Annotated in this window: 21 protein-coding genes; 10 read left to right on the top strand and 11 right to left on the bottom strand. The window is 71.8% G+C overall.

Going from position 1 to position 25,067, the window contains the following annotated elements; genetic code table 11:
- Nucleotides 1–57: 57 nt before the first annotated feature.
- Nucleotides 58–891 (top strand): GGDEF domain-containing protein, encoded by an 834-nt coding sequence (locus IEY33_RS10440; protein WP_188963184.1) that lies wholly within the window; start codon nt 58–60, stop codon nt 889–891.
- Between the two features lie 162 nt (nt 892–1,053).
- A complete protein-coding gene (locus IEY33_RS10445; protein WP_188963187.1) occupies nt 1,054–1,944 on the top strand; it encodes a diacylglycerol/lipid kinase family protein in 891 nt (296 codons plus the stop codon).
- Here IEY33_RS10445 and IEY33_RS10450 read toward each other — a convergent pair whose 3' ends face one another.
- Nucleotides 1,945–2,523 carry a GNAT family N-acetyltransferase gene (locus IEY33_RS10450; protein ID WP_188963189.1) on the bottom strand — a complete coding sequence of 193 codons (579 nt, stop codon included), beginning with the start codon at nt 2,521–2,523 and terminating at the stop codon, nt 1,945–1,947.
- 1 nt (nt 2,524) lies between these two features.
- On the bottom strand, nt 2,525–3,088 hold the full coding sequence (locus IEY33_RS10455; RefSeq protein WP_188963192.1) for a helix-turn-helix domain-containing protein: 564 nt from the start codon (nt 3,086–3,088) through the stop codon (nt 2,525–2,527).
- A gap of 343 nt (nt 3,089–3,431) precedes the next feature.
- Here IEY33_RS10455 and IEY33_RS10460 point away from each other — a divergent pair, with 343 nt between their 5' ends.
- Complete coding sequence (locus IEY33_RS10460; RefSeq protein WP_188963194.1) at nt 3,432–3,908, top strand: hypothetical protein; 477 nt, start codon at nt 3,432–3,434, stop codon at nt 3,906–3,908.
- 107 nt (nt 3,909–4,015) lie between these two features.
- On the opposite strand, the gene IEY33_RS10465 is transcribed toward IEY33_RS10460, so the two are convergent.
- A complete protein-coding gene (locus IEY33_RS10465) occupies nt 4,016–4,837 on the bottom strand; it encodes a CAP domain-containing protein (RefSeq protein ID WP_188963196.1) in 822 nt (273 codons plus the stop codon).
- Between the two features lie 182 nt (nt 4,838–5,019).
- Here IEY33_RS10465 and IEY33_RS10470 point away from each other — a divergent pair, with 182 nt between their 5' ends.
- The gene (locus IEY33_RS10470) at nt 5,020–5,475 is read left to right on the top strand and encodes a hypothetical protein (protein ID WP_188963199.1); all 456 of its coding nucleotides are present in this window, start codon (nt 5,020–5,022) and stop codon (nt 5,473–5,475) included.
- A gap of 82 nt (nt 5,476–5,557) precedes the next feature.
- On the opposite strand, the gene IEY33_RS10475 is transcribed toward IEY33_RS10470, so the two are convergent.
- Nucleotides 5,558–5,779 (bottom strand): hypothetical protein, encoded by a 222-nt coding sequence (locus IEY33_RS10475; RefSeq protein WP_188963201.1) that lies wholly within the window; start codon nt 5,777–5,779, stop codon nt 5,558–5,560.
- A gap of 57 nt (nt 5,780–5,836) precedes the next feature.
- Nucleotides 5,837–9,175: an ATP-binding protein gene (locus IEY33_RS10480; protein WP_188963203.1), complete on the bottom strand. Its 3,339-nt coding sequence runs from the start codon at nt 9,173–9,175 to the stop codon at nt 5,837–5,839.
- A 141-nt stretch (nt 9,176–9,316) separates the two neighbouring features.
- On the opposite strand from IEY33_RS10480, the gene IEY33_RS10485 reads away from it, so the two are divergent.
- Nucleotides 9,317–10,000: a response regulator transcription factor gene (locus IEY33_RS10485; RefSeq protein WP_188963206.1), complete on the top strand. Its 684-nt coding sequence runs from the start codon at nt 9,317–9,319 to the stop codon at nt 9,998–10,000.
- Nucleotides 9,997–11,313 (top strand): sensor histidine kinase, encoded by a 1,317-nt coding sequence (locus IEY33_RS10490; RefSeq protein WP_188963208.1) that lies wholly within the window; start codon nt 9,997–9,999, stop codon nt 11,311–11,313. The genes IEY33_RS10485 and IEY33_RS10490 overlap by 4 nt, the downstream gene beginning before the upstream one ends.
- Before the next feature lie 83 nt (nt 11,314–11,396).
- On the opposite strand, the gene IEY33_RS10495 is transcribed toward IEY33_RS10490, so the two are convergent.
- On the bottom strand, nt 11,397–12,908 hold the full coding sequence (locus tag IEY33_RS10495; protein ID WP_229670932.1) for a subtype B tannase: 1,512 nt from the start codon (nt 12,906–12,908) through the stop codon (nt 11,397–11,399).
- Between the two features lie 278 nt (nt 12,909–13,186).
- Here IEY33_RS10495 and IEY33_RS10500 point away from each other — a divergent pair, with 278 nt between their 5' ends.
- Nucleotides 13,187–13,375 (top strand): hypothetical protein, encoded by a 189-nt coding sequence (locus tag IEY33_RS10500; RefSeq protein WP_188963210.1) that lies wholly within the window; start codon nt 13,187–13,189, stop codon nt 13,373–13,375.
- A 3-nt stretch (nt 13,376–13,378) separates the two neighbouring features.
- Here the strand turns inward: IEY33_RS10500 and IEY33_RS10505 are convergent, their stop codons facing one another.
- Both IEY33_RS10505 and IEY33_RS10510 read right to left on the bottom strand, forming a co-directional pair.
- Nucleotides 13,379–14,023: a hypothetical protein gene (locus IEY33_RS10505; RefSeq protein ID WP_188963213.1), complete on the bottom strand. Its 645-nt coding sequence runs from the start codon at nt 14,021–14,023 to the stop codon at nt 13,379–13,381.
- A 34-nt stretch (nt 14,024–14,057) separates the two neighbouring features.
- Nucleotides 14,058–14,312 carry a hypothetical protein gene (locus IEY33_RS10510; protein ID WP_188963215.1) on the bottom strand — a complete coding sequence of 85 codons (255 nt, stop codon included), beginning with the start codon at nt 14,310–14,312 and terminating at the stop codon, nt 14,058–14,060.
- 61 nt (nt 14,313–14,373) lie between these two features.
- Between IEY33_RS10510 and IEY33_RS10515 the strand changes: the two genes are divergently transcribed.
- A complete protein-coding gene (locus IEY33_RS10515; protein ID WP_188963218.1) occupies nt 14,374–17,244 on the top strand; it encodes an ATP-binding protein in 2,871 nt (956 codons plus the stop codon).
- A 36-nt stretch (nt 17,245–17,280) separates the two neighbouring features.
- A complete protein-coding gene (locus IEY33_RS10520; protein WP_188963220.1) occupies nt 17,281–17,730 on the top strand; it encodes a hypothetical protein in 450 nt (149 codons plus the stop codon).
- Between the two features lie 219 nt (nt 17,731–17,949).
- Here the strand turns inward: IEY33_RS10520 and IEY33_RS10525 are convergent, their stop codons facing one another.
- The 3 genes from IEY33_RS10525 to IEY33_RS10535 form a co-directional block, all read right to left on the bottom strand.
- Nucleotides 17,950–21,363, bottom strand: a complete 3,414-nt coding sequence (locus IEY33_RS10525; protein ID WP_188963223.1) for a bifunctional diguanylate cyclase/phosphodiesterase — start codon at nt 21,361–21,363, stop codon at nt 17,950–17,952.
- Nucleotides 21,364–21,621: 258 nt separating this feature from the next.
- Nucleotides 21,622–21,834: a hypothetical protein gene (locus tag IEY33_RS10530; protein WP_188963224.1), complete on the bottom strand. Its 213-nt coding sequence runs from the start codon at nt 21,832–21,834 to the stop codon at nt 21,622–21,624.
- Between the two features lie 97 nt (nt 21,835–21,931).
- On the bottom strand, nt 21,932–23,155 hold the full coding sequence (locus IEY33_RS10535; protein ID WP_188963228.1) for an MFS transporter: 1,224 nt from the start codon (nt 23,153–23,155) through the stop codon (nt 21,932–21,934).
- A 190-nt stretch (nt 23,156–23,345) separates the two neighbouring features.
- On the opposite strand from IEY33_RS10535, the gene IEY33_RS10540 reads away from it, so the two are divergent.
- The gene (locus IEY33_RS10540; protein WP_188963231.1) at nt 23,346–24,965 is read left to right on the top strand and encodes a carboxylesterase/lipase family protein; all 1,620 of its coding nucleotides are present in this window, start codon (nt 23,346–23,348) and stop codon (nt 24,963–24,965) included.
- Nucleotides 24,966–25,067: the final 102 nt, after the last annotated feature.

Here is a 25,067-nt window from a genome sequence, read left to right on the forward strand (position 1 = left end):
CGACACAGAGATGCCATGTCGAACGACCGGTCACGGTGACATACTGTCAACGACCGCATGCCTGACTCCTCCGTCTCCCACCGACTCCTGCTCCAGACGCTGGCCGGCGCTCCCTCCCGGCAGCACGTGCTGAACGAACTGCTGCAGCGCCTGGACGGCCTGGAGAGCGTGAGTCTGTGGTGGGAGGCGGACGACGTCCGCACCCTCATCGCGCGCGCCGGACCGGACCGGCCGGAACGCCCCCCCCTCCCGCTGATGGCGGAACACCGCTACCTGATCAGCTGGTCGGGCGACGCGAAGATCAGCGAGGAACTGATCGCCGTGATGGGTCTGCGCTTCGTGCTGCTGGACGCACAGGACACCATGCGGACCCTGCGCGCCCAGTTCGGGGACGTGGTCCGCGACGCGCACACCGACGCCCTGACGGGCCTGCGCAACCGCCGGGCCTTCGACGCGGACCTCGAAGCGCTCGACGCGGGCGGTAACCCCTTCGCGGTCGTCTTCATCGACCTGAACGGCTTCAAGTCCGTGAACGACGAGCACGGCCACGCCCTCGGCGACGCGCTGCTGCGCGGCTACGCGACGTGGCTGGAGCGCGTGGTGGGCCACTGGGGACACAGCTACCGCCTGGGCGGCGACGAGATGGTGGTGCTGGTGTCCGCCTTCCCCGGCACGCCGCAGGAGTTTGGGGTGTGGGCACGCGAGCGGCTGCAGGTGCCGTTCGTGGACGGCGTGAGCGCCAGCATCGGGATCGCGTGGCGGCACGAGGGCTGGCGCGCCGCCGACGTGCTGCGCCTCGCCGACACCCGCATGTACGACGCCAAACGCCACCGCCGCGTGCATGCGGGCACGGAGGACGAACGCCGCCACCCGCCCGGTCAGGAGGTCTGACTGTGGACCGCTCGAAGCGGGGCGAACGTGGAGCTCTGCGGGACCGGGGCCAGCGCACGTCCCTGTCGGCACCGCCCATTCCAGACCATTCGACCGGTGACGCGGACGGACGTGCGCCCTGAACGGGAAGGTCGTCATGACCCGGCCCTCTACACTGCGGGCATGACTGCTGCCGCGCCTGTCCCGCTGCTCGTGAATCGCCGCTCGCGCCGTGGGGAGGCGCTGGGCCATGAGGCGGCGCACGCGCTGCTGCACGCGGGCGTGACGGCCCGCCTGACCTTCACGGACGATCCCGGCAGCGCGGAGCGGGCGCTGCGGGAGGCGGTGCTGGCGGGGGCACCTCGGGTCGTGGTGGGCGGCGGGGACGGGTCGCTGTCGCTCGCGGCACACGCGCTGGCCGGGTCGGGCGTGACGCTGGGCGTGCTGCCGCTCGGGACGGGGAACACCTTCGCGCGCAGCGTCGGCGTGCCGCTCGACCTGCCGGGTGCTTGCCGGGTGATCGCGGAGGGGCACGTGCGGCGCGTGGACGTGGGCCGCCTGAACGGCCGGGCGTTCCTGAACAGCGCGGCGCTCGGCACGTCCGCCGAGATCGCGCGCACCCTCACGCCGGAGCTGAAGCGCCGCCTGGGCCTGCTCGCGTGGCCGTGGGTGGGCCTGAAGGTGCTGCTGCGGCACCGGGCGCTGCAGGTGACGGTCACGCACGGCGGCGGGCAGCTCACGGTGCGCACGCATCAGGTGCTCGTCGCGAACGGCCGGTACGTGGCGGGGCCGCTGCGGGCCGCGCCGGACGCGTCCATCACGGACGGCCTGCTGGACGTGCTGATCCTGGGGGACGCGCGTGTCCCGAGCTTCCTGCGCGCCGCGACGGGCTGGGCGGCCGGTCGCCGCTCGGTGCGGCTGTCGGCCCCGGAACTGCGCGTGCATGCGGGCGGGTCGCGGGTGTGGGTGAGCGTGGACGGGGACGTGAGCAGCGTGCGTGACCTGCGCCTCACGCTGGAGCGCGCGGCCCTGAACGTGAACGTCCCGGCCGGGTACGTGCCGGAAACCGTCTGATCAGGGGGTGAGGGGCGGGGTGAGGCGTTTCCAGTACAGGCGCGTGCCGGTCAGGCCGCCGTGGGGTTTGAGGGCGTAGTCGGGAATGGTTCCGGCGTACGTGTACCCGAGGCGTTCGTACAGACGGGACGCGCCGCCGTCCTCGGCCGTGTCGAGCACGAGGAGGGACCGGCCATGCTGCACGGCGAGCCGTTCGGCGTGCCGCAGCAGGGCGGTGGCGACGCCCTGGCCGCGTGCGTCCGGACGCGTCATCATCTTGGCGATCTCGGCGCGGTGCGGCTGGTTGGGCGGGCACTGGAGCTGCAGCGTGACCGTCCCGAGCAGGTCGTGGCCGCGGTACGCGCCGAGGACGATACGTTCACCGCGCAGGGCGGCCTGCAGGGCGTCCCGCCAGAACATCTCGGCGTCGGCGGGCGCGAGGGGATGCATGAAGCTGACGGAGCCGCCGTGCGCGACCGTCTCGACGAGCAGCGTGGTGAGCTGGGCCAGGGTGGTGTCCGGAACGCCGGACGCCCCGGGAGTCGACGGCTCCCCGGCGGGCAGGATCGGCCTGACGGCGAACGGGGCGGGCGCGGTCATGTCATCTCCTCGTAAGCAGCACGGCGTACTGGCAGGACTGGTCGGTGTCGTTGGCGAACGTCACGTCTCCCGGCGCACCGAACCCCAGGCAGTCGCCGGGAGACAGCGTGTGCGACGCGCCTCCTTCCTGCACGGTGAGGGTGCCGCCATGCACCCAGACGAGCTGCCGGATATGTTCGTACGATGCGGCGGGCAGCGTCACGCGCTGCCGGGCGGGCAGGATGACGCGCACAACTTCCAGCGGATGTGCCGGGTGTGCGAACACCTGCTGGCGCACGTAGCCGGTGCCTGGGTCCTGCCAGCGCGGCTGGTCGGCCTCGCGGCTCAGGAGGTCCTGTCCTTCGGCGCGCAGCAGCAGGCCCGCGAGCGTCAGGTCGAAGGCGCTGGCGAGGCGCACGAGGGTGCTGGCGGTGGGGCTCATCTCGGCGCGCTCGATGCGGCTCACGGCAGCCTTGGAGATGCCCGAGTGCCGGGCGAGGTCCGCCTGCGACCATTGCCGCGCGCGGCGTTCCTGCATGATGCGCCGGGCCAGCTGAAGTTCTGCCTCATCCACGATCAGAGTCATATGACTCTTATAGTGGATTTCTGGCAGGTTTTCCATCGTCCAGGTCCGTTATGTGACGCGGGTCACCCCTCTCCCGTCCCCGCAGTCTCCCTGACACCCGGCCCGGCGTGATGCGGCTATGAGCTGAACTCTACAAGTTCAGCTCAAAATCGTATGACAACCACCAGACAACCCGTGAGGACGCCACCGAACGTCATACCAGACGCGCCATGCAGTCCTCGGGTCCGTCACGTCGCCTGCCCTGCCAGGGCACTGTTTTTGCGGGACGACGAACCCTGCGCCCGAGCAGCACAACCTGTGCACTGATATGAATCTGAAACGGTCCGGATATTAAGCTGGCCGCATGAACAAGCGCTTCTTTCTCCTCCCGATCATTGGCATGCTCGGCGCAGTGAGCTGTGCGCCTCTGATCGTCGGTCTGCCCGCCCAGCGCCCCGTCTTCGAGGAAGGGCAGGGCTGGCAGCTCACCACCCCGCAGGGCCTCAAGATCAGCCTGCGCGTCCCGCCGCGCGACCCGCTGATCCCCACGTACACCACGCAGCTCGGGCAGGCCAGCGTCCACAACACCAGCGCCGATTTCGTCATCTACTACGAGCCTGCGAGCAGCATCCCGGAGTTCTTTAGCGTCGTGGTCGGCCCGGACGCCAACGGTCACGTCTACAACTGCGACTTCCGCGAGGTCAACGCGGTGACGGTCGGCAGCGGCATGCAGGGCATGTACTCCGACGACACCAGCGAACAGTCCGACGCCTTCGTGCAGTACCTCGAGGAAGGCAGCGTCCGCACGCACCAGTACTGCTCCATGACCCGCGTCGACTGAACACCACCCACCAGGGCAGAGCGGAAGGACCCCCCAAAGGTCCTTCCGCTCTCTGTCTGGCCCGTCCCCACGGGGAGCCTGCCCGCAGCGGTTGACCGGATTTCCGGTCAGTTGCCGGGGATGCCGAAGTCCTGCACCCAGTACGTCCCGAAGGCGTTCGCGAAGGGCGCGTTGGCGATGGCCGACCCGAAGCGCGTGAAGGCCGGGTTCATCAGGTTCAGGCAGTGTTCCGGGCTGGCGAGCAGGCCCGCCATCGCTTCCTCGGGCGTGACGACGTCGTACACGGCGTTCTCACCGGCCTTGCCGACAAATCCGGCGCGGGCGGCGCGCGCGGTGGGGTCCGACTGGTCCTTCGCGCTGATGTGCCCCCGGAAGTTCAGCTGCACCATGTCCTGCACGTACACGGCGGCAGAGGTCGCGAGCTGCGGGTCCCAGCTGAGGGGGCCGGTGCTGTTCATGAGTTTCTCGCCGCACTTCTGGCCCTGGGCGCGCGCGGCGTTGGTGAGGTCCAGCAGGCGGCGGTTGAAGGTGCTGAACTGGGCGGCGTCCACCGCGTCGGGGTTCGCGACGATCACGGCGACGTTGCCGGACGTGGTGGCCACACCGTACTCGCGGAATCCGTCCCAGAAGCCGCAGCGGCCCGCGAGCATCCCGCCGAGGCGGGTGAGGTCGCCGTAGTTGCTGGCGCGGAAGGTGCGGCGCATGGTGCTGCGGTACGCCTGACGGGTGAGGGCGGGGTCCGGCGCGTAGCCCTGGAGCAGGTCGGCGGCGGCCCGGTCGAGGGCTGCGTTCTGCGTGAGGGTGACGTGACAGGTCTGAAAGGCCTGCTGTGCGGCCGCGCCGAGGTCGCGCGGGCTGAGCGTGCCGGACGCGTGGGCGGACGTGGCGGCGAAGGTGAGAGCGATGAAGGTCCGATAAAGAAAGCGCACCCGCCGAGTCTACCGAGCCGACCGCATGACCGCCGTGACAAATGTGGCGCGCAGTGACGGGTCACGGAGCGCGGCGTGCGAAGCTCACGGATCGCTCAAGCGCACGGTCGTCCCGGTGGACGATCCTCACCGCGCGGCGCGGCATCCTGCCCGGACAGGCATGCCGCACCGGAGGTCTACGAATGAAATCAGCCAGCGTGAAACGCCCGCCGTCCACCCCTTCCGCCTGGTCGCGCCTGCTCACGCCAGGCCTGCTGGCGGCCGCCCTGCTGGGGGCCTGCGCGCCCGCCGTGCAGGTGACCCGTCCGCCTGTCACCGTCAGCGTGAGCGATCCCGCCACGCTGACGCGCCTCGCGCCCGCGACACTGGTCCTGCGGAATTCCGCTCCCGCGCCGCTGCGCGACGCGGTCATCACGCTCGAGGGGGTGCGGGCCGCGTCCGGCGGTCAGGACATCCGCTGCCGCGAGGTGGCCGCGCAGCGCTTCGAGTGCCGGGTTCCGGACCTGCTCCCTCAGATGCCGGGCCTCACGGACGGCGTCTGGGTGCGCTACGACGGCGTCCTCAGCGGCGCGAGCGTCACCTTCACGCGCGACCAGCCGATGAGTGACCAGCAGTACGTCAAAATCCTGCTGCAGTGACGGCGAAACTGCACGCCACGCGGGGCGCCCGCTCCGGAGAACGGAGCGAACGGCGACACCTTCCGGAGGCCGTGACGAGGTGCTACGGGTCCGGCAGGTCCGGCCAGGAGGGGTCGAGGGAACGCAGGTAAGCGCACAGCTGCTCGGCTCCCCGGAAGTACCGCGAGGTCCGCAGCGACGGGCTGTACAGGCTGATGCGCCACGCGCTGCCGTCCTCGTTCCGTTCCTGCCAGTAGCGCAGCACGAACACCCTGGGCGGGGCGTCCGCGTGTGGCCGGACAGGCGAAGAGAGAGGTTCGGGCATGCCTCAGGATAGGCGTGTCTGCGTGACGGAGGCGTTATGGGGCGACCGTCCCGCAGGTCAGGTGCGGTACCAGCCGTCCGGCGCGGCCTCTCGCAGGCGGTGAAGGGCGGTCTGCGCCACGGCGCGCAGGTCCGGCTCGGCGGGCGTGAGGGCGGCCGCGGCGCGCCATGTGACGTCCGGGAAGTCGTGCGTCTGCCCGAGCTGCAGGGCCTCCCGCTGCAGGGCCTGCCGCCAGGAGGCGCGGGTGGTGGCCTGTGCCTGCAGCAGCAGGGCATGCGCGAGCTGTTCAGGCATGCTGCACGCGCGGGCGATGCTGGCGGCGGCCTCCGCGTGACGTTCGGCCGCGCCGCCGGTCGCTGGCCCGCCCTGGCTGTGGATGTTCACGACGCTGAGGGCCTGCGCGGCCACGCAGTCGACAAGCGGGTACCCGGTCCGGGCGGCGAGCGTCTGCGCTTCCAGGGCGAGGGGCAGGGCCGCGTCCGTGTGACCGCGCCGGGCCAGGGTCGCGGCGAGTGACGCGAGCACGAACGCCAGCCGGTACGGGTCGTTCACCTCGCGTGCGAGCGGCAGGGCCGCCTCGAGGCTCATCAGGGCGGCCTGGTCTCGTCCCGCGCGGTAATGCACGATGGACGTGCGGTGATGCACGTCCGTGAGGTGCAGCGGGTAGCGTTCCAGCAGGGGGCGTGCGAGGCGCAGTTCGTGCAGGGCGCGGCGGCTCTGGCCGAGGCTGGTGAGGACGGTGCTGAGGTTCGCGCGGTACAGCCCCTGACTGTAGGGAGAGCTGGGGGCCGCGAGGAGACGTTCGAGCAGTTCGGCGGCCTCGGCGTTGCGGCCGAGCGTCCAGTACGTCCAGGCGAGGTTGTTCTCGAAGCCGCTCGGCGCGCCGGGCGGCACGGCGCGCAGGAGCGCCTCGTACGCCTCCACCGCTTCGGGGCCGCGGCCGGTGTGCCACAGCAGCAGCGCACGCTCGTTCTCGAGGTCGGGATCGCCGGGCGCGTGCCGGAGCGCCTCCCCGATGGCGGTCTCGGCGTCCGGCACCTGTGCGGCGCGCAGGTGCAGCCAGAACCGGGCGCGCCACAGCCCGGCCCGGACAGCGGGAGCAGCGTCTTCAGGGAGGATGCGCAGCGCGTCGCCGATCGCCTGCAGTCCCTCCGGGAGTCTGCCCTGTTTGCGGCGCAGTTCCGCCAGGGCCGCCGCGCCGAGGCTGAGGTCGAGGGTCAGTCGGAGGGCGCGCGCCTGGGTCTGCGCCAGTTGCAGTTCGTGTTCGGCCAGGGCGGGATCGAAGTCGGTGAGCGTCACGCCGAGCGCGCGGCGGGCCGCCACCTGTTCCTCCGGGGTGAGGCCCGCGTGCAGCGCCTGCCGGTAGGCGTCGGCGGCGGCCGTGACGGCCCCGTTGGCGTGGTACGTGCGAGCCGCCTGCACGTGCCACTGCGCGGCACGTGCGTCGTTCCCGGCGAGTGCCCAGTGCCGGGCGAGCCGTCCCGGGTCGTCGTGCGCGGCGCGGCGCTCCAGGGCGGCCGCGATCCGGCCGTGCAGCAGCGCCGTGATCGGGGCGGGCAGGGCCTGCAGGGTCGCCTGAGCGAGCAGGTCGTGCGTGAAGGGGGACGGGCTGCCCGGCACGCTCAGCACGCGCGCCTGCACGAGTTCCGTCCAGGGCGGGCCGAGGTCGACGGGATGGGTGCCGAGCACGTCGGCGGCCAGTTCGGCACTGAAGGCGGGACCGGCGACCGCCGCGATCCGCGCGAGGCGCAGCGCGTCCCCGCCGAGGGCCTCCAGGCGGCGCGTCATGAGGGCCTGCAGGCCCGGCAGGTGCGGCAGGTGGGCGGGCCAGCCGCGCGTGAGGGCGCCCGCTTCCCGCAGGGCGCGCAGTGTCTCGAGCAGCGTCAGCGGCAGGCCGCCCGTGGACCGCGCGAGGTCATGCACGAAGGTGTGGGGCGCGTCCGGCGCGAGGTGCCGCATCAGGACGTGCACGTCCTCGTCGGTGAGCGGTTCGAGCGTCACGGCGGACGCCTCGCGCGCGCGGGCGGCGGCGCGCAGCGCAGCGAGGCGCTCGGGCGGGAGTTCCGCCGCGCGGTACGCGAGGACGGCGCGGGCACCTGAGCGGATGTCCGGGTGGCCGAGCACGTACTGCCAGATCTCCCAGCTGGACGTGTCCATGAAGTGCACGTCGTCGAGGAACAGCAGGGTGTCGCCCGCCGCGGCCGCGTGAGCGTACAGCGCGGCGACCGCCTCGCTGAACCGCAGGCGGTCCTCGTGGGTCACGAGAGGCGGCAGGGCGGGGGAGCGTTCCGGCTGCAGGCGCGCGATTTCGGCGTCCACCCAGCCGGGCAGCGGCAGGCCGGGATGACTGCGGCGCAGTTCGCGCACGGCGCGGGCCAGGGTCGCGTACGGGAAGGCGTCGTCGCCGGGCCTGCCCGTGACGGTGCGGACGCGCGTGCCGTGCGCGCGGGCGAGCGTGTCGAGCGCGTCCAGCGCCAGGCGGGTCTTGCCGCTCCCGGCCGGACCGACGAGGTACACGCGCCGGCCGGCTTCCAGCGCGGCGCGCACCTCCCGCAGCGCGGCGCTGCGGCCGACGAGCGGCACGAACGGCTCCAGCCAGCCGCCCGGACTTCCCTGCGCCGCAGGCGCCGGTCGCGGGGAGGCGCGTTCCGGCGTTCGGCTGTCCGTGTCCCGCGTGATCACCTGCGCGAGTGCCACCGTCTGCGGCATGGGCTCCACGCCGAGTTCGCGCTGCAGGACTTCGCGGCAGCGGGCGTAGGCGCGCAGCGCCGCGCCACGGTCCCCCAGCCGGTGGTGCAGGTCCATCACGCTGCGGTACGCGAATTCCGACACCGGTTCGAGCAGCAGCAGGCCCTCGGCGGCCGCGAGGGCCGCGTGCAGCTCCCCGCGCGCCTCTGCGGCGCGCATCAACGTGAGCTGCGCGTCCTGTTGCACGTTCCTGAGGCGTTCGCGCTGCGCGAGCAGCCAGTCCTGCAGGTCCGGGCAGTCGTCGTAGTCCAGACCGGACAGCAGGTCGTGTCCGAAGTGCAGCACGTCCGCCGCGCGGCCCTCGAAGGCCGCGAGTTCGAGGGCCGTCACGTCCACGGTCACGACCGGCAGCAGGCGCACGCGTTCCCCGGGGCTGAGGATGTCGCCCGTCAGGCCCCGCAGACGGTAGAGGGTCTGGCGGAGGTTGTTGCGGGCCGCGTGCTCCGTCACGTCCGGCCACAGCAGGCCCGCCAGCACGGAGCGGGTCTGCTCGCCCTCCAGCGCCACGAACGTGAGCAGGGCAGCGACCTTGCGCTCCAGCGGGCGCGTGTCGCCCAGGTGCGTGCGGATGACGGGCGGACCGAGCACGGTCACGTGCACGGTCTCGGGGACAGACTCGGGCAGTCCGGAGTCCCGGCCAGGGGTCATGGTCCATGGTACAGAAAACGGCGGTCGGGGAGTGCGATCACCGAGGCGACGGGGAAGGCCAGCCGGAACGTTCCGGGACGGGAGGGCAGGGTGTGCACCGGCCTTTCCGGAATCCTTACACGGGCGGTCTACACTCGGGGGATGCGTCTGCTGCTGCTCGAAGACGACCCCCGGCTGCACGCCCTGATCGTCACCGGCCTGCGTGAGGCCGGGCACAGTGTCGAGGGCGTGACGACGGCCCGCCTCGCCTACAACGTCGCCATGACAGGCACCTTCGACGCATTGATCCTCGACGTGATGCTGCCGGAAGGCGAGGACGCCGGATTCCTGCTCGCCCGGCGGCTGCGGGAGGAGGGTCAGGGCACCCCCATCCTGTTCCTGACGGCCAGGTCCGACGTGGAGTCGCGCCTGCAGGGCCTGGAGGTCGGTGACGACCACCTCGGGAAGCCCTTCGACTTCCGTGAGTTGCGCTCCCGCCTCGCGGGCCTGGTACGCCGCGCGGCCGGGCAGGCCAGGAGTGTCCTGCCGCTCCCCGGGGGGGCGGGGCTGGACGTGCACCGGCGCGAGGTGCTGGACGCCGCCGCGCGGCCCGTGCCGCTCACGCCGAGGGAGTTCGAGCTGCTGGAGGGCTTCGCGCTGCACCCGGAACGGGCATACTCGCGTGACGACCTGCTGATGCGGGTGTGGGCGGGCCAGCCGGACACCGAGAGCCGCGTGGTGGACGTGTACGTCGGGAACCTGCGCCGCAAGCTGGGCGAGCGGGTGATCGTGACGGTGCGCGGGCACGGGTACCGTCTGGGAGCGCTGGGCGAGGCGGACGCGTGACGTTCCGGTGGCGACTGACGCTCACGTACGCGCTGCTGCTCGCACTCACGCTGCTGGTGGCGGGCGGTGCGAGCTACGCGGGCCTGCGGCACACGCTGTACGCCGCCCTGGACGCCGGGCTGCGGGCCGACGCCGTCAGCACCGCCCGGCTGGAGGCCCGGCCCGACCTCGAACCGGCCCCTCAGGTGGCGGCGTCCCTGGACGCCATGAACCGCCAGCAGCCGGTGCGCGTCACCGTGTTCAGCGTCACGGGCAGGGAAGTGGACCGCGGCCCGTCCCGGGTGGGGTTCGTGCCGCGCACCGGGGCGACGCAGGTGGGCGGTGAGCGGGTGTACATGCTGCGCGTCGGGGCCGGGTGGGTGCAGGCGAGCGTCAGCGACGCCGCCGTCCGCGCGTCCCTGCACGCCTTCCTGTGGCAGGAACTGCTGGGCGTGCCGCCGCTGCTGCTGCTGTCCCTGGCGGTGGGGTACCTGCTGGCGGACCGGGCGCTGCGGCCCGTGGATCAGGTGAGCGACCTCGCGGCCCGGATCGCCGCGCACGGCCAGCCGGGAGAACGCGTCCCGGAGGCGCAGGGCGCGGACGAACTCGCGCGGCTGACGCGCACCATCAACGCCATGCTCGCGCGGCTGGACGAACAGCTCACGCACGAACGCCTCTTCGCGCACGCGAGCGCGCACGAGCTCCGCACGCCCATCAGCGTGATTCGCGCCGCGACCAGCCTCGCCCTGGAGGGGGAACGCACGCCGGACGAGTACCGCGCGGCCCTCGCGCAGGTGAACGAGGTGAGCGCCGACATGGGCACCCTCACGGCGCGGCTCCTGGCCCTCGCCCGCAGTGCCCGCCCGGCCGGGAACGGCGACGTGAACCTCGCCGACGTGGCCCTGCTGGTCAGCGAACTGCACGGCGAGGACGCCCGCGCGCGCGGCGTGAAGGTGCAGGTCACGGCGGACGACGCCGCCACCCGCGGGGACTTCGACGCGCTCGTGATGGCGGCCGGGAACCTGCTGCAGAACGCGCTGAGGTACACGCCGCGCGGCAGTGTCGTCCGGGTGCAGAGCGGCGTGCGCGGCGGTGACGCCCACCTGACGGTGCAGGACGCCGGTCCCGGCATTCCGGAGGGGGACGTGCCGCGCCTCGTGCGGCCCTTCCAGCGGGGCGAGCGGACGGCTCAGAACGCCGACAGCAGTTCCGGCGCGGGACTGGGCCTCGCGCTGGTGCAGGCGGTCATGACGGCCCACGGCGGGCAGCTGCACCTGGAGAGCGCGCCACTGTCGGGCCTGCGGGCCGAACTGCGCCTGCCCCCGCGACGCTGACGTGGACAGGGGAAGGGGAGGACCACGCGTGTGGCTCCTCCCCTTCCCCTGTCGCCCGGCACGGGCAATGGATCAGGTGCGCGTCACTTCACGGCCGTGTCGATCCAGCGGAACAGTTCCGGCAGGTCGTAATCGCCGCTGTGCGGGACGTTCCACGGCAGGGCGTAGTCCACGCTGCGGCCCGAGGCGCGCAGGGTGGTGGCGAGGATCGCGGAGACGGCCAGCGAGGTGTCCTTGTCGGCCGTGCCGACCCGGATGCGCCAGTGGGCGGCGGTGCGCGTGCCGGGTGCCTGGACGTACGCCATGGGGTTCATGAGCTTCACGGTGAGGGGATCGGCCTGCGTGGCGGGCACGGCGGTGTGCTGCTGACTGTACGCCGTGAAGTGGCGCGCGGCGACGGTGGCGGTCCCGAATTCGTCGTTCTCTCCGTTTTCGAGGCTGAGGCCGTCGAAGGCGGCGGGCGTCTTCATGCGCAGGATGGAGCGGGCGTACGCGCCGAAATCGACGTCCGTGACCCGTCCGTCCTTCACGGTCAGGTACGTGACCTTCGAGAGGTCCGTGCCGGCATCCAGGGCCTTCTGCGCGGAGTCCCGGATGAGGGACGCCACGTACGTCCGGAAGGTGCCGTTGCCGCTGGCGTCGAGCGTGAGGGGCTGCGCGCCGTTCCTGAGGTGCAGGCCGTTCAGGTACGGAATGAACTGGGCTTTGAGGTCGTTCGAGACGGCGATCTGTGCGGCGGTCAGGGTGCCTTTCACGAGGGTGCGCTGCATCTTGTAGTCGGTGTCCATCGCGAACTTGAGCTGCTCGTAGTCGTTGACGCCACTGAACTGCCATTCGTAGGCGGCGTCGGCGTGTTCGAGGTTCGTGATGGGGCAGTACGCGGACACCGCGTAGATGGCGGTGCTGGCGGGCGCGGCGCCGAGGGCCTTGAGGTAAGGCTGGTAGTCGCGGTTGTCGCCGCTCGCGCCGAGCAGGGCGGAGAGGGCGCCGCCGGCGCTCGTGCCGTTCGAGACGATGCGTTCCGCGTTGCCGGGCATCCGGGCGTCGTTGAAGTGCAGGTACGCGACGGCGGCCTTGAGGTCCACGATGGCGGCGGGCGCCTTGCCGGTGAAGCGGCCGCTGGCGTCCTTGCCCGTCCGGCCGCGCGCGCCGGGCGAGGCGACGACGTAGCCGTGCGCGAGGGCCGCCCTGATCGCGTCGCCGCCCATGTTCGCGGTGGGCGTGCCGGGCAGGCCGGGCATGTAGCCGCCCACCTCGTTCGGCAGGAAGATGGGCGCGGTCGAGGCCGTGTACCCGCCGACGCTCTGCCCGGCGAAGTACTGCACCGGCACGTAGACGTTCATGCTCTGGTACTTGCGGTCGACGGGGTTCGTGACGTACAGGATGTTCTCGTACGCGCGGTACTGCACGGTCCGGCCGTCCACGACGACGCTGCCGAGCGTGTACTTCTGCGCGTCGAACGTCAGGCTGGACGGGGTGGCGGCAGCGGCTGGCGCGCCGGCGCCGCCGGCAGCCACCTGGCCGAGGAGGGCCGCACCGAGGAGTGCAGTACTGAGGGCGGCGAGGGCCGGGACAACTTGACGGCGGGTGTTCATGGGTTCACCTCGGACGGTGTGGAGAGAAGGGCCGGTGGCCGGGCGTGTCGGTCCCGGGGCGGGAGCGATCGCCTTCAGCGTAGGAGGACCGTGTAACGATCCTGTAAGTGCGCAGCGGGCGAACGGCCGGGAGAGGGCTTCTCCTGGCCGTTCGCTGGGCTGCTGGTCGGGGCTGTGGCACCGGTGGGGCGGGCAGTTCAAGGTCCGCTGAAGGTCCCTTCAACGTCGTGTCAATTCCGCCGCACCTTTCGGACGGGCGGTGAGGTTACGCTGCAGGCATGAAGCAGACGACGTTCCTGATCCTGATGTTGGCGCTGGTGCTGGCGGTGCTGGCGATCCCGCTGCTCTTCGCGTTCACGCCTGCCGGGATCAGCTGCTGCGTCGCGGCGATGCTTCTGGCGATCCTGGCTGTGCCGGACCTCGCCAGCCAGGACGATCAGGCAGCGCAGGAACCGGTCCGCGGCTGAAGTTCAGCGGCTGCAGGTCAGGTCGATGCGGAAGCTGGGGTCCGGCACGCTGAATTTCGCTTTGATGCCGGTGGGCGCCGTGACTTCCAGCAGGAACTTCTGCGGGGGCGTCCCGTTGACGGTCGCCGCGTCCTGGCGGGCTTCGGGGAAGATCTGGAATTCGTAGACGGTTCCCGTGCCCTGCTGCATGCGGGCGTAGGTCTTGTCCTGCCAGCCGGTCCGCCAGCTCTTGCTCCAGCTGTCCCCGTCAGCGAAGGCGACGCTGACGGCGTTGTTGTACACGATGCCCGCGTGGTCGAGCGTGAAGGATTCGGTCGTGCCATTCCTGACTTCCACGGTCACGCCCCAGCCGTTGCCGTAGGACTGGTCCTCGACGGGGCGCAGGCGGGTGACGCGCAGGCGTTCGACGCCGTTGAACAGCCACTCGTTGATGCAGCCGGTCACGCTGGCCTTGGCGTTCGCACCGCCCTGCGCGGCGAGGGCGGCCTTCACGTCACTGAGTTTCAGGTACGTGACGCCGCCGATGACGGTGGTGTTCAGGGTGACGGGCTGCCCGGCGAGGGTGAGCGTGACGGGCGCGGCGAGGGCGGCGGGCGCGGAGAGGAGCGAGAGGGTCAGGGCGAGTCGGTACATGGCGAGTCGGTACATGGCGTCTCCTTGAAGGGGGTGCGGGCGAGAGGCTTCACTTCAGGCCGGGGCGAGTGGACGGGTCCTGCAGGTCGCGTTCCAGCCATTCCAGCAGCGCGAGCGGGGACGTGAAGGTCTGTGCGTCTCCGGGCGTGCCGGGCGGGCTGGTTCCGGCGGGCACGGTGTGCAGCGTGGCCTGCCAGTGGTCGTGTTCGACCGTCACTCGGAGCTGGTAGGTGCGGGCGTTCATGCGGACCTCCAGGGTGTGCCGGGCCGCCGGGCGGGTGGGCCGCTGCGGCGGGTGGGGCACGGGGAGAGGGTAGGTCTGCCGGAGTTGCGTTCGCGTTACAGTGGAGGCTGATGAGAGTCTCGTGTCCGGGGGTACCGTCCTGCTCATCCTGAAGCTGACCGGAGCGCCGGGCGTGACGGTGGCTGGCGCGCACGTGCCGCTGCGTTCCCGGCGGCTGGCGCTGCTCGCGTACCTCGCGCTGGAGGGGGAGCAGTCGCGGGCGCGGCTGGCGGCGCTGCTGTTCCCGGCGCTGGACCCGGAGGAGGGCCGGGCGCGGCTGAGGCTGGACCTGCACCGTGCGCTGCACTCGCCGCTGCGGGTGGGGCTGGTGGCGGACGGGGAGCGCGTGTCGCTGGTCGGGGAGTGCGACGTGTGGAGGTTCCGGCAGGCGCTCGCGGCGGGTGACTGGGCGGGCGCGCTCGGCGTGTGGCGCGGGCCGCTGCTGGAGGACGTGACCTTCGACGACGCGCCCGCCCTGCAGGAGTGGCTGGAGGCGCGCCGGGCGGGCCTCGCGCTGGACGTGACGCGCGCCCTGCACGGCCGGATGGGCGTGCACGACGGGGACGGGCAGCCGGACGCGGCGCTGGAGGTGCAGCGCGCGCTGCTGGCGCACCAGCCGCTGTCGGAGGCGGCGTGTGACGCGCTCACGCGGCGGCTGGCGCGCATGGGCCGCCGTGCGGAAGCGCTGGAGGAACAGGCCCGGTTCCGCGCGCGGTTCGTGGAGGCGCTGGGGCTGGAGCCGCTGCTGGAGCACCGCCTCGCACCGGACGGTGCGGGCGGGCCGGGGGTGGGCGCGGCGCCGGAGGCGGGCGGGACGGTGCCGCGCGGGGGCCTGACGCGGCCGCCCCTGGTGGGGCGTGAGGGGTTGTGGCAGCAGCTCAGCGACTGGCACGCGGCTCCGGGAGGCCCGGCCCTGCTGCTGCTGGGGGAGGGCGGGGTCGGCAAGTCGCGGCTGGCGGGCGCGTTCGCGGAGCATGTGGGCGGGCGGACCCTCACGCTGCGCGGCGCGGAGGCCGCGCAGGACGTGCCGTTCGGGGCGCTGCTCACGGCGCTGCGCGACGCGGGCACGGAGCGTCTGGGGACGCTGGAGCCGCGCGTGCTGGCGGCCCTCGCCGAGGTGCTGCCGGAAGTGAATGTGCCGCGCGCGGCCGGGCGGGCGGGACGCGGGGCGCTGGAGGGCGTGAGCGAGGCGCGACTGCTGGACGCGCTCGCGGCCGCCCTGCGGGCCGCGGCCGCGGGGGCGGACCTGCTGCTGCTGGACGACCTGCACTGGCTGGACCCGTCGAGCGTCCGGGTGCTCGTGCAGGCGGAACGTCAGCTGCGGGGCGGCGGGCCGCGCCTGCTCGCCACGGCGCGGCCCGGTGAGCTGCAGCGCCACCTGCCGCTCGCCCGCTGGCTGAACGACCTGGAACGGGCCGGGCGGCTGGACCGGCTGGAGGTGGCGCCGCTGTCGGAGGTATCGGTGCTGCGCCTGATCCGGCTGCTGTCCGGCTCGGCGCGGGCCACGGGCTTCGCGCGGGCCCTGCACGGTCTGAGCGGCGGGAATCCGTACGCGCTGCTGGCGTTCGTGCAGGGCCTCGTGTCGCGCGGGCATCTGGAGACGGGCGGCCCGGACGGCTGGACGCTGCACCTGGACCTCGCGGACCTGGCGGGCGAGCTGCCGTCCACGCTGCGCGGCGTGCTGCTGCACACGCTCAGGAGCCGGGGGGAGGACGTGGTGAGGGTGCTGGAGGCGGCCGCGCTGCGCGGCCTGCAGTTCGAGCCGGACGCGGCCGTGGCGGGCAGCGGTCTGGACGGGGCGGCGGGAGCGGCCGCGCTGGCGCTCGCGGCGGAGCACCGCTGGACGCTGCCGCTTCCGGACGGCCGGGCGCGGCTGGAGCACGACCTGCTGCGTCAGGCGCTGCTGGACGACCTTGCCCCGGACCGCGCGAGGGAGGTGCACCTGCGGCTGGCCCGGCATCTGGACCGGCTGCAGGTGAAGGGCCTGCAGGCCGTCCCGCCGGCGGAACGCGCGCGGCACTGGGAGGGCGCGGGGGAACGGACCATAGCCGGGCCGCTGTGGCTGCAGGCCGCCGAGGCAGCGGGAGCGCTGTGGGCGCACCGGGAGGCGCTGCACGCGCTGGAACGCGCCCTGGCCTGCACACCCGGCGCAGCAGACCGTCTCGCGCTGCACCGGCAGCGCGGGCGGCACTGGCAGGCGCTCGCGCAGCTGGGCGCGTGGCGGGACGAGCTGGACGCCGCGGACACCCTGCAGCGGGAGGCGCGCGTGCCGGGCGAGGACCTGCGGCTCGCCCTGGAGCGCACGCACCTGCTCATCCGGGAGGGCGAACTGGAAGCGGCGCTCGCGCTCACGGAGGCCTGGGCGGAGGGCGAGCCTGGCCCCGAGCGTGGCCTGCTGCAGCACGAGCGGGGCTCGGTGCTGCTCGAACTGGGTCGGCACGCACAGGCGCACGCGGTCCTCACGGCGGCCCTCGCGGAGGCCGAGCCGGGGAGCCTGCTGGCCGCGAACCTGCACACCACGCTCGCGGCCGTGGCGTACGAGCAGCGGGACGCCCCCGGGGGCCTGCAGCACGCCGCGCGGGCTGCCGAGACCTTCCACGCGCTCGGGCGGGTGCAGGGCCTGGTGGCCGCGCACGTGAACGCGTCGGACCTGCACCTGCTCGCGGGCGACCGGGACGCGGCGCGCTCGGCGCTGGAGGTGGCGCTCGGGCACGCGCTGGCGTCGCAGCAGTTCCGGCTGATCCAGCACACGCTGCTCGGTCTGGTCGACGTGACGCGCGGGCAGGGCGACGCGGCAGCCGGCCTGCGGTACGCCACGCAGGGCCTGGAGGCCGCGGAACGCGAGGAGCACCCGTCCGGCATCGCGGCCTTCACGGCGGCCCTCGCGGAATTCCGATCGGGCCGCGGCGCGCAGGACGCGGAGCGGCACCCCAGCACTGAAACGCCAACATAACGCCCCGCACCCTACGGTGCAGGCAGGAGGAACACCATGAACAACGGTTCACGCAGCGCCCGCATCCCGGCTCCCCTCGTCCTCATTTCCCGCCGCGACGGTCCTGTGCGCAAGCCGACCCGGGCGGCGCTCGCCCTCGTGACGGCGCTCGGCTTGGCGGGTGCGGGACACGTGGGCGCGGAGACGTACTTCGTGACGTGCCCGCAGACCGGGCCGTGTACCGCGTACGGTTCGATGAAGCGTCTGGTGTGCTACTGCGACACGCAGTCGCTGGTGGCGACGCCCGGCGTGCTGTCCGTGAACGAGCTGCGGCGCCGCTACCCGGTGCACTCGGGCACGCTGTCGCGCGCTCAGGGCGGGACGGGTACGCTGCTGATCTTCAGTGACGACGCGGCCCTCAATCGTGCGCTGGACCTGGGGTTCAGCGTGGACGCCGTGCAGGTGCGGCAGGGCGCCCTGAGCCTGAACCTGACCTTCGGTCGCTGATCCGGTCCTGATCCGATTCCAGGGATGCCGGGAACAGCGAAGGCATTCCTTCTCGTGCAGAACGGACAGCGTGGCGTATTCAGCGTCCGGTCACGACGACACGCCCTGCGGGACGCCTGCCCGCTTCCATCGCCTCAAAGCTGCGCTGTCGGACTCGCGGCCGGGCGGCGGCCTCGCGTGCCGCTCGGCTGAACGCCAGGAGTTCAGCTCAACACCGGATCAAGGCAGGGGGGCGGGCCGTGCAGGACGACCGAGGTGGTAGCCCTGCAGGTGCTCGCAGCCGATGCCCTGCAGGAACTTCAGCTGGGCGGGCGTCTCCACCCCTTCTGCCGTGACGGTGAGATTCAGGCTGTGCGCGAGCGCCACCACCGACCGCACGATATTCGCGCCGGGACCGTCCGCACCGGCCTCCAGGCCGAGGTTGCTCAGGAAGGACCGGTCGATCTTCAGGCCCGTGAACGGGAAGCGCTGCAGGTACGACAGGCTGCTGTATCCGGTGCCGAAATCGTCGAGGTCCAGTTGCACGCCGAGCTGCCGCAGGTCCCGCATGACGCACTCGGCGTCCGGCACGTCCATCAGCAGGCTCTCGGTGACTTCCAGCACCACCCGGTGGGGCGGCGTGCCGTTCGCGCGGAGGATGTCGGCCACGTCCCGTACCAGGTCACGGTTCCGGAATTGCCGCGCGCTGAGGTTCACGCTGACCGTCAGATGCGGCTGCGTGGCGTGCCAGGCGTTCAGCTGCCGGGTCGCCTCGCGCAGCACCCAGTCGCCGATGGGGACGATCAGGCCGCTGCTCTCGGCGAGGGGGATGAAGACGGAAGGCGGGATGCTGCCGTGTCGCGGGTGCTGCCAGCGCAGCAGGGCTTCCGCGCCGACGCGTTCCAGGGTCGGGCCGAAGATCGGCTGGTAGTGGACCTGCAGTTCGCCGCGTTCCAGCGCGCGGTACAGGTCCGCTTCGAGGCCCGGGTCGCCGCTGGCGGTGGCGCTGCCCGCGTCGTACAGCACGACCGGCACGCCGCTGCGTTTGCCGTGGTACATGGCGACGTCTGCCTGCCGCAGCAGGTCGGTGGCGCTCAGGGCGTCTTCCGGGTACAGGGAGAGCCCCAGGCTGCCACGGATGAACACTTCACGTCCGTGAAGCTGGAACGGCGCCTGAAACACCCGTTCGATCTGGCGCTGGATGCCGGCCGTGAAGTCCGTGCGCAGGCTGCGGCACGGCAGGATCAGCGTGAATTCGTCGCCGCCCATGCGTGCCACGACGTCCTCCTCACGGAAGGCCTCCTGAAGGCGGACCGCCACCTGCTGCAGCAGGTCGTCTCCGGCATCATGCCCGAGGGTGTCGTTGATGCCCTTGAACCGGTCGAGGTCCAGCAGACCCACCGCGAAGCGCTGCCCTTCGCGCTGCGCGCGTTGAATGGTCTGTGTGAGCAGCGTCTGGAACTGCGCGCGGTTCGGGAGGCCGGTCAGCGGGTCGAACAGCGCCAGGTGCTGGAGTTCCCGCTGCGTGCGGTGCCGCACGAGGATCAGGCTGCACAGGCGCGCGGCGTCCTCGATCAGGTGGAGCTCTTCGGGGTTCGGGAGGCGGCCCTCCGGCACGAACACGTTGATGGCACCTGCCGTCTGCCCCTGCCGCCCCAGGATGGGGAGCGTCCAGATCCCCCGAATGCCCTCCTGCTGGAGGGCCTGCCGGTATCGGTGAGGGCCCGGGTACGCCTGCAGGTCCGTCAGGAACAGCGCCTCGCCGTGCGTGACGACGTACCCGAACGTTCCGTCCTGCGGGCCGACCCGCAGCGGGCCGACCATGCGGAGCTTCTGCAGCAGCGCGACCGTGCCGGCCCGCGAGTCGCTCGCCTGCACGAGCAGCGTCCCGTCGTCCTCACGCGTGGCGATGGAGACGGTCACGTGTGGGAGACGCGTGACGACGAGGTGGCACACGCCGCTCAGCACGTCCTCCAGCGCGCGGTCCTGCACGGACATCTCCAGCACGGCGCGCGTCTCGCGTTCCGTGATCTCGGTCCAGACCTCCTGGTTCGCGTCGCGCTGCGTGACCATCCAGGTGGTGTGGTCCGGCGTGCGTTCCACCTCGCTGAACGACACGTCGAGCCACGTGAGGCTGCCGTCCTTGCGGGTGTTCAGGAGTCTCGACTCGGCCTGCTCGCCGCGCGCGAGGCGGGCGTACACCTCCTGCAGGTGCGTCTCGCCGTGCGCGCCGAGCAGCAGGACGTTCGGGTCGAGGCCCAGCACTTCGTCTGTCCGGTACCCGCTCAGGCGGGTGAAGGCCTGGTTGACGTACGTGATCCGGATCTCGTGCGTGCGGGAATCGCGCCGACAGAGCATCACGCCGTCCCCGGCACGGTCCACGGCACGCTCCATCAGCCGCAGGCGCTGCTCGTTGGTGCGCGCCTCGGTCACGTCGCGCATCAGCACCATCCAGCGGTGCTGCGGTCCCGACTGCGGCATCAGGCGCACTTCCAGCGTCAGCGGGCGACCGTCCGGCCGGGACGGTCCCGGCAGATCCATCGTCACCGTCTCACGGTTCCGTATGGCGTTCAGGAAGGGTGCGGCGCGCTCCGGATCGTGCATCAGGCGCGCATGATGGGCGGGCACCCTCCCGACCACGTCCGTTCGCGACTGACCGGCGAGCCGCTCGAACGCGTCGTTCACGTACACGACCCGCAGGTCCTCCGGGGCCGTGCCAGCCGCGTCGAGGATCATGACGGCGTCTGCCGAGTCGCGTGTCACACCCTCGAGGAGTTGCAGGGTCGCGGTGTCCGCTCTCAGGCGCGTCACGTCGCGCACCGCACACTGGTACCCGAGGACCCGTCCGTCTGCCGCCGTGACCGGCACGACGAGGCGCTGCACGGTCAGTTGACGCCCGTCGCGCCGCACGTGCACCTCCTCGTTCAGTCCGTCCGCAACCTCCGACGGCAGCAGGGGCCGCAGGCTGGACGTTGAGGTGAACAGTTCCGTGAGGGGGCGCGCCACGTCGGCGGCCGTGAAGCCGTACAGGGCCGCGGCCGCTCCGTTGTAGTACTGGAGGTGCCCGTCCACGTCCGTGCCGATCACGGCGTCCGACACCTGTTCCAGCAGCGTCTCGTCGCACGCCTGCCGCCGTCGCAGGGCACGGAGTTCCAGTTCGCTCACCACGCCCGCCGCGAGGTCCGACAGCATGCGCGTGTCCGCGTCGCTGAAGGTGCGCGGCACGGTGTCCATGACGCACAGCGTCCCGATCACCGATCCGGTCGGCGTGACGAGCGGCGCGCCCGCATAGAAGCGCAGCTTCAGGCCGTCCGTCACGAGCGGCAGCGGGCGGAAGCGCACGTCCAGTGTCAGGTCCTCCACCACCAGCGGTTCGCCGGACGCGATCACGTACGCGCAGAATGTCAGGCGGCGGTCCATTTCACGTTCGTCCGCGCCGTAGCACGCCTTGAAGTACTGCCGGTCGCGGTCCATCAGGCCGACGTACGCGAGCGGCACGCCGAAATGCAGCGCGGCCACCCGGCACGCCCGGTCGAAGGCTTCCTCCGGCAGCGTGTCGAGGATGCCGTACCGGTACAGTTCCGCGAGACGTTCGTCCTCTGCCGCACTCGGCAGCTGCGGAACGACAGGCAGGGCAGTGGTTTCAGCGCTCATCTGGGACGTGCCTCCTGCACGGCGGCAGGCCCCCGGCGTCCCGTCGCCCGTTCATGCTACGGAGGGGCGCGTCACAGGAGTCTCACCGGAGGCTTTATCAAGGCCGGCCGTGTCCTCCCCTTCCTCAGGAGGCGAGACCGGCCACACGCGGCCTGAAGGAGACACGGGAGATGCGGGAAGCAGCACCGGGGACCCTGTTCACCGGACCGGTACCGTGGCGTCTGCAGGGAGAGCGCCGCGTTCCGGCGTCACGGGCGTTCAGGTGTGCTCCTGTTCGATGCGGACGATCTCGTACCAGTACTTGGGGCCCTGCGCTTTCCAGATGCCGGCTGGGCGGGTGCGGAATTCGAGGATCTGCCGGGCGTGTCGCTGGCAGGCGCGCCGTGCTTCCATCTGAGAGCGGAACAGTCCGACGACCGCCATGACGTCGTCGGAATCCATGTAGTGGGCGCTGGCCTGGTACTTCACCATGCCGTCAGGGTAGGCGGCGAAGCTGATGGACGGGCCACCGGTGCCTGAACTTCGTGAGCTGCCTGTGAAGCCGCCCCGGTGGAAGCCGTGCCCAGGGTCAGGCGGGGAGGGTGGCGGGCGCTTCGGCGGGCCGGTCGGCGCGCAGCAGGATCGCCCACACGCCAGACGCGAGGAGGGTGAGGACGCCCGCCACACCGAAGACCAGCTGTACGGAGACCCGGTCGGCGACGGGGGCGAGGACAAGCATCGCGAGCGGCATGCCGGCCGTGCTGACCATCCCGAGCAGGCTGCCGACCCGGCCGTAGTATTCGGGCGCGACGCGCCGCTGGAAGATCACGGTGATGGACAGGTTGAGGACGGCGTTCGCGACGCCCATCGTGAACGCGAGGACGTACATCTGCAGCGGGGCGCGCGTGAAGCTGAGCAGCAGGACGACGGCGCCCATCGTCACGTAGGCGGGCACGCTGAGGGTGCGCGCGTCCACGCGGTGCCCGAGGGCGGACATGCCGAAGCTGCCGGTGGCGAGCCCGGCGAGCAGCAGGCCGAAGAACAGCCCGAAGCCCTGCGCGCCCGCACCGAGGGCCGTCATGCGTGCGGGCAGCAGCATCTCCAGCGGCGCGAAGGCCGCGTTCAGGATGAAGGCCATGAGCGGCAGGCCCAGCGTGACGGGACTGCTGAGCGCGTACCGGAATCCGGAGGTGAACGACGCCCAGAAGGTCTCACCGGACGGCACGCTGCCACGGGCGGGCAGCCGGATCAGCAGGGTGAGGACCGCGAAGAGCATGAAGGTGGTCCCGTCGATCAGCAGGGCAGGCGCACTGCCGAGCAGGCCGACGAGGACGCCGCCGCCGACCGTCCCGGCAAGCTGCATGACCTGCGTGCTGCCCTGCATGAGGCCGGTGGCGCGCTGCAGGTGCTCGCGCCGCACGAGGCGCGGCAGGACGCCCATGCTGGCGGGCGTGTAGAACGCCCCGATCATCCCCGTCAGGAAGGAAGCGGCGTAGATCAGTTCGAGCGGGACGTGCCCGCGCAGGGCGAGCACGCCGACCGTGAGCTGCAGCGCGCCGCGCAGGACGTTCCCGGCCATGAGCGGGAGGCGCAGCGGCAGGCGGTCCACCAGCGTCCCGAACAGCGGCGAGAGCAGACTCGGGAGCAGGGCGAGCGCGAGGTTCACGCCCATCTTGCCGGCGCTGCCGGTCTGGTGCAGCACCAGGAAGCTGGTGGCGATCCCGGCGAGGGCCGTGCCGAGCGCGCTCTGCGCCGAGCCGAGCCACCAGAGCAGGAAAGAACGGTTCCAGAGGCGGGCGTCCTGGGAGGTCATGGCTCCACTGTGCGGCGTGGTCTACTCCACGCGCGAGGGGAAAACGGGAGAAGAGGGTCCGGGGGGCATGGGACGGGGGAGCTGACTCGCGCGCGTTCAACATGCGTCTTTACCCGGCCTTCACCGATGCCGCTGCCTGCCCTGCCGGGCCAGCATGCTGCGGCACACTGGAGACACGGAGGTTTCCCTGATGAAGAGGTTTCCGGTGGTTCATGCCCTGCTGTCCGCCGCCCTGTTCACCGGTCTTGCTGCTGCCCAGGGCACGGCCCTGCCGCCTGAGCCTGTCACCGTCCAGACGGATCACGGCCCGGTGGTGGGCCGTCAGTCGCAGGTGCGCAGCTTCCTGGGCATTCCATACGCGGCCCCGCCGGTCGGCGCGCTGCGCTGGAAGTCGCCTCAGCCGGCCGCACCGTGGACGACGCCGCGTGACGCCGCGCAGGTCGGCAGTCAGTGCCCGCAGACCGTGATCGCGCTGTTCGCCCTGCCCGGGGAGACGCCCGGCACCGTCCGGGGTAAGGAGGACTGCCTGACCCTGAACGTGTACACCCCGGCAGGCGTGACGCCGCAGAGCCGGTTGCCGGTGATGACCTGGATTCACGGCGGGTCGTTCATCACTGGGTCGGGCGGCATCTACAACGGTGCGGAGCTGGCCCGGAAGTACGGTGTCGTGGTGGTCACGGTGAACTACCGGCTGGGGGCGCTCGGGTGGCTGTCACTGCCCGCCCTGAGCGCCGAAGGGGGCGGGTCGTCCGGCAATTACGGCCTGCAGGACCAGCAGGCGGCCCTGCGCTGGGTGCAGTCGAACATCGCGGCCTTCGGAGGGGACCCGGCGAAGGTCACGCTGGCGGGGGAATCGGCGGGCGGCATGAGTGTCTGCGCGCACCTCGCGTCGCCGCAGTCGGCGGGGCTGTTCCGGGGCGCGATCATTCAGAGTGGACTGTGCACCAGTCCAGGCAACGCGGTCACGCTCGCGCAGGCGGAGGCCCGCAACACCCGGGCTGTGGGCGCGCTCGGCTGCAAGGCCACGGACCTCGCGTGCCTGCGCACCCTCGACCTGCAGAAGCTGCTGGCGCTCAAGGTGCCGGGCCTGCGGCCCACCAGCGCGCAGGTCTGGTCTCCCGTGTACCTGAGTGCCGATCTGCCGCTGCAGCTGCGTGACGCGTTCGGCAGCGGGCAGTTCAACCGGGTGCCGGTCCTGAACGGCACCACGCACGACGAGGGACGGCTCTTCATTCAGGTGGCGTCCCCTGACGGGAAGCCAGTGACGCCGCTGCTGTACTGGGGCGGAACCGGTCTGACGGTCGGGCTGCTGAACACCAGCCGGACCCTGGCCCGCTACCCGTACCGCCGCTACGGGACGCCGGCCCTGGCGTTCGCGACCCTGTTCACGGACGCCGTGTTCAGCTGCACGGCGCTGCGCGTGAATCAGGCGGTCTCACAGTACGTTCCCGTGTACGCCTTCGAGTTCAACGACCCGCAGGCCGTCACCGTCCTCAAGACCCCGGTCGACCTGCCGGGGCTCGGTTCGCCTCACTCCAGCTCGCTCGTGTATGCCTTCCAGACCTCCATCGCCGGGCTGGCTGACACGGCCCGGTTCACGCCCGCCCAGCGGACCCTGTCGGACGCCTTCAGCGGCGCGTGGATGGCCTTCGTGAAGACCGGCAACCCGAACGGTGCAGGGAGTGGCTGGCAGGCCTTCGACGCGGCGCGCGGCAACGTGCAGGTCTTCACGCCCACTGGCGTGCAGGAAAGCACCGGGTTCGCGGCCGACCATCAGTGCGAGTACTGGCTGCCACTGGACCTGAAGTGACGCGAGGCGTTGCGCCGCTCTCCGGCACGGTCTGCCGGACACCGGCTGTCCAGTAGGCTGCGGCACACTTTTCTGCAGGTGGAGTCGCACTCTTCGTGCAGG

The sequence above is a fragment of the Deinococcus aquiradiocola genome (assembly GCF_014646915.1).
Lineage (GTDB): Bacteria > Deinococcota > Deinococci > Deinococcales > Deinococcaceae > Deinococcus > Deinococcus aquiradiocola.

Bases quoted from the DNA above. Each gene is read 5' to 3' on its own strand.
- IEY33_RS10440 (WP_188963184.1), top strand. From the start codon at position 58: ATGCCTGACTCCTCCGTCTCCCACCGACTCCTGCTCCAGACGCTGGCC.
- IEY33_RS10445 (WP_188963187.1), top strand. From the start codon at position 1,054: ATGACTGCTGCCGCGCCTGTCCCGCTGCTCGTGAATCGCCGCTCGCGC.
- IEY33_RS10450 (WP_188963189.1), bottom strand. From the start codon at position 2,523: ATGACCGCGCCCGCCCCGTTCGCCGTCAGGCCGATCCTGCCCGCCGGG.
- IEY33_RS10455 (WP_188963192.1), bottom strand. From the start codon at position 3,088: ATGACTCTGATCGTGGATGAGGCAGAACTTCAGCTGGCCCGGCGCATC.
- IEY33_RS10460 (WP_188963194.1), top strand. From the start codon at position 3,432: ATGAACAAGCGCTTCTTTCTCCTCCCGATCATTGGCATGCTCGGCGCA.
- IEY33_RS10470 (WP_188963199.1), top strand. From the start codon at position 5,020: ATGAAATCAGCCAGCGTGAAACGCCCGCCGTCCACCCCTTCCGCCTGG.
- IEY33_RS10475 (WP_188963201.1), bottom strand. From the start codon at position 5,779: ATGCCCGAACCTCTCTCTTCGCCTGTCCGGCCACACGCGGACGCCCCG.
- IEY33_RS10480 (WP_188963203.1), bottom strand. From the start codon at position 9,175: ATGACCCCTGGCCGGGACTCCGGACTGCCCGAGTCTGTCCCCGAGACC.
- IEY33_RS10485 (WP_188963206.1), top strand. From the start codon at position 9,317: ATGCGTCTGCTGCTGCTCGAAGACGACCCCCGGCTGCACGCCCTGATC.
- IEY33_RS10495 (WP_229670932.1), bottom strand. From the start codon at position 12,908: ATGAACACCCGCCGTCAAGTTGTCCCGGCCCTCGCCGCCCTCAGTACT.
- IEY33_RS10500 (WP_188963210.1), top strand. From the start codon at position 13,187: ATGAAGCAGACGACGTTCCTGATCCTGATGTTGGCGCTGGTGCTGGCG.
- IEY33_RS10505 (WP_188963213.1), bottom strand. From the start codon at position 14,023: ATGTACCGACTCGCCATGTACCGACTCGCCCTGACCCTCTCGCTCCTC.
- IEY33_RS10520 (WP_188963220.1), top strand. From the start codon at position 17,281: ATGAACAACGGTTCACGCAGCGCCCGCATCCCGGCTCCCCTCGTCCTC.
- IEY33_RS10525 (WP_188963223.1), bottom strand. From the start codon at position 21,363: ATGAGCGCTGAAACCACTGCCCTGCCTGTCGTTCCGCAGCTGCCGAGT.
- IEY33_RS10530 (WP_188963224.1), bottom strand. From the start codon at position 21,834: ATGGTGAAGTACCAGGCCAGCGCCCACTACATGGATTCCGACGACGTC.
- IEY33_RS10535 (WP_188963228.1), bottom strand. From the start codon at position 23,155: ATGACCTCCCAGGACGCCCGCCTCTGGAACCGTTCTTTCCTGCTCTGG.
- IEY33_RS10540 (WP_188963231.1), top strand. From the start codon at position 23,346: ATGAAGAGGTTTCCGGTGGTTCATGCCCTGCTGTCCGCCGCCCTGTTC.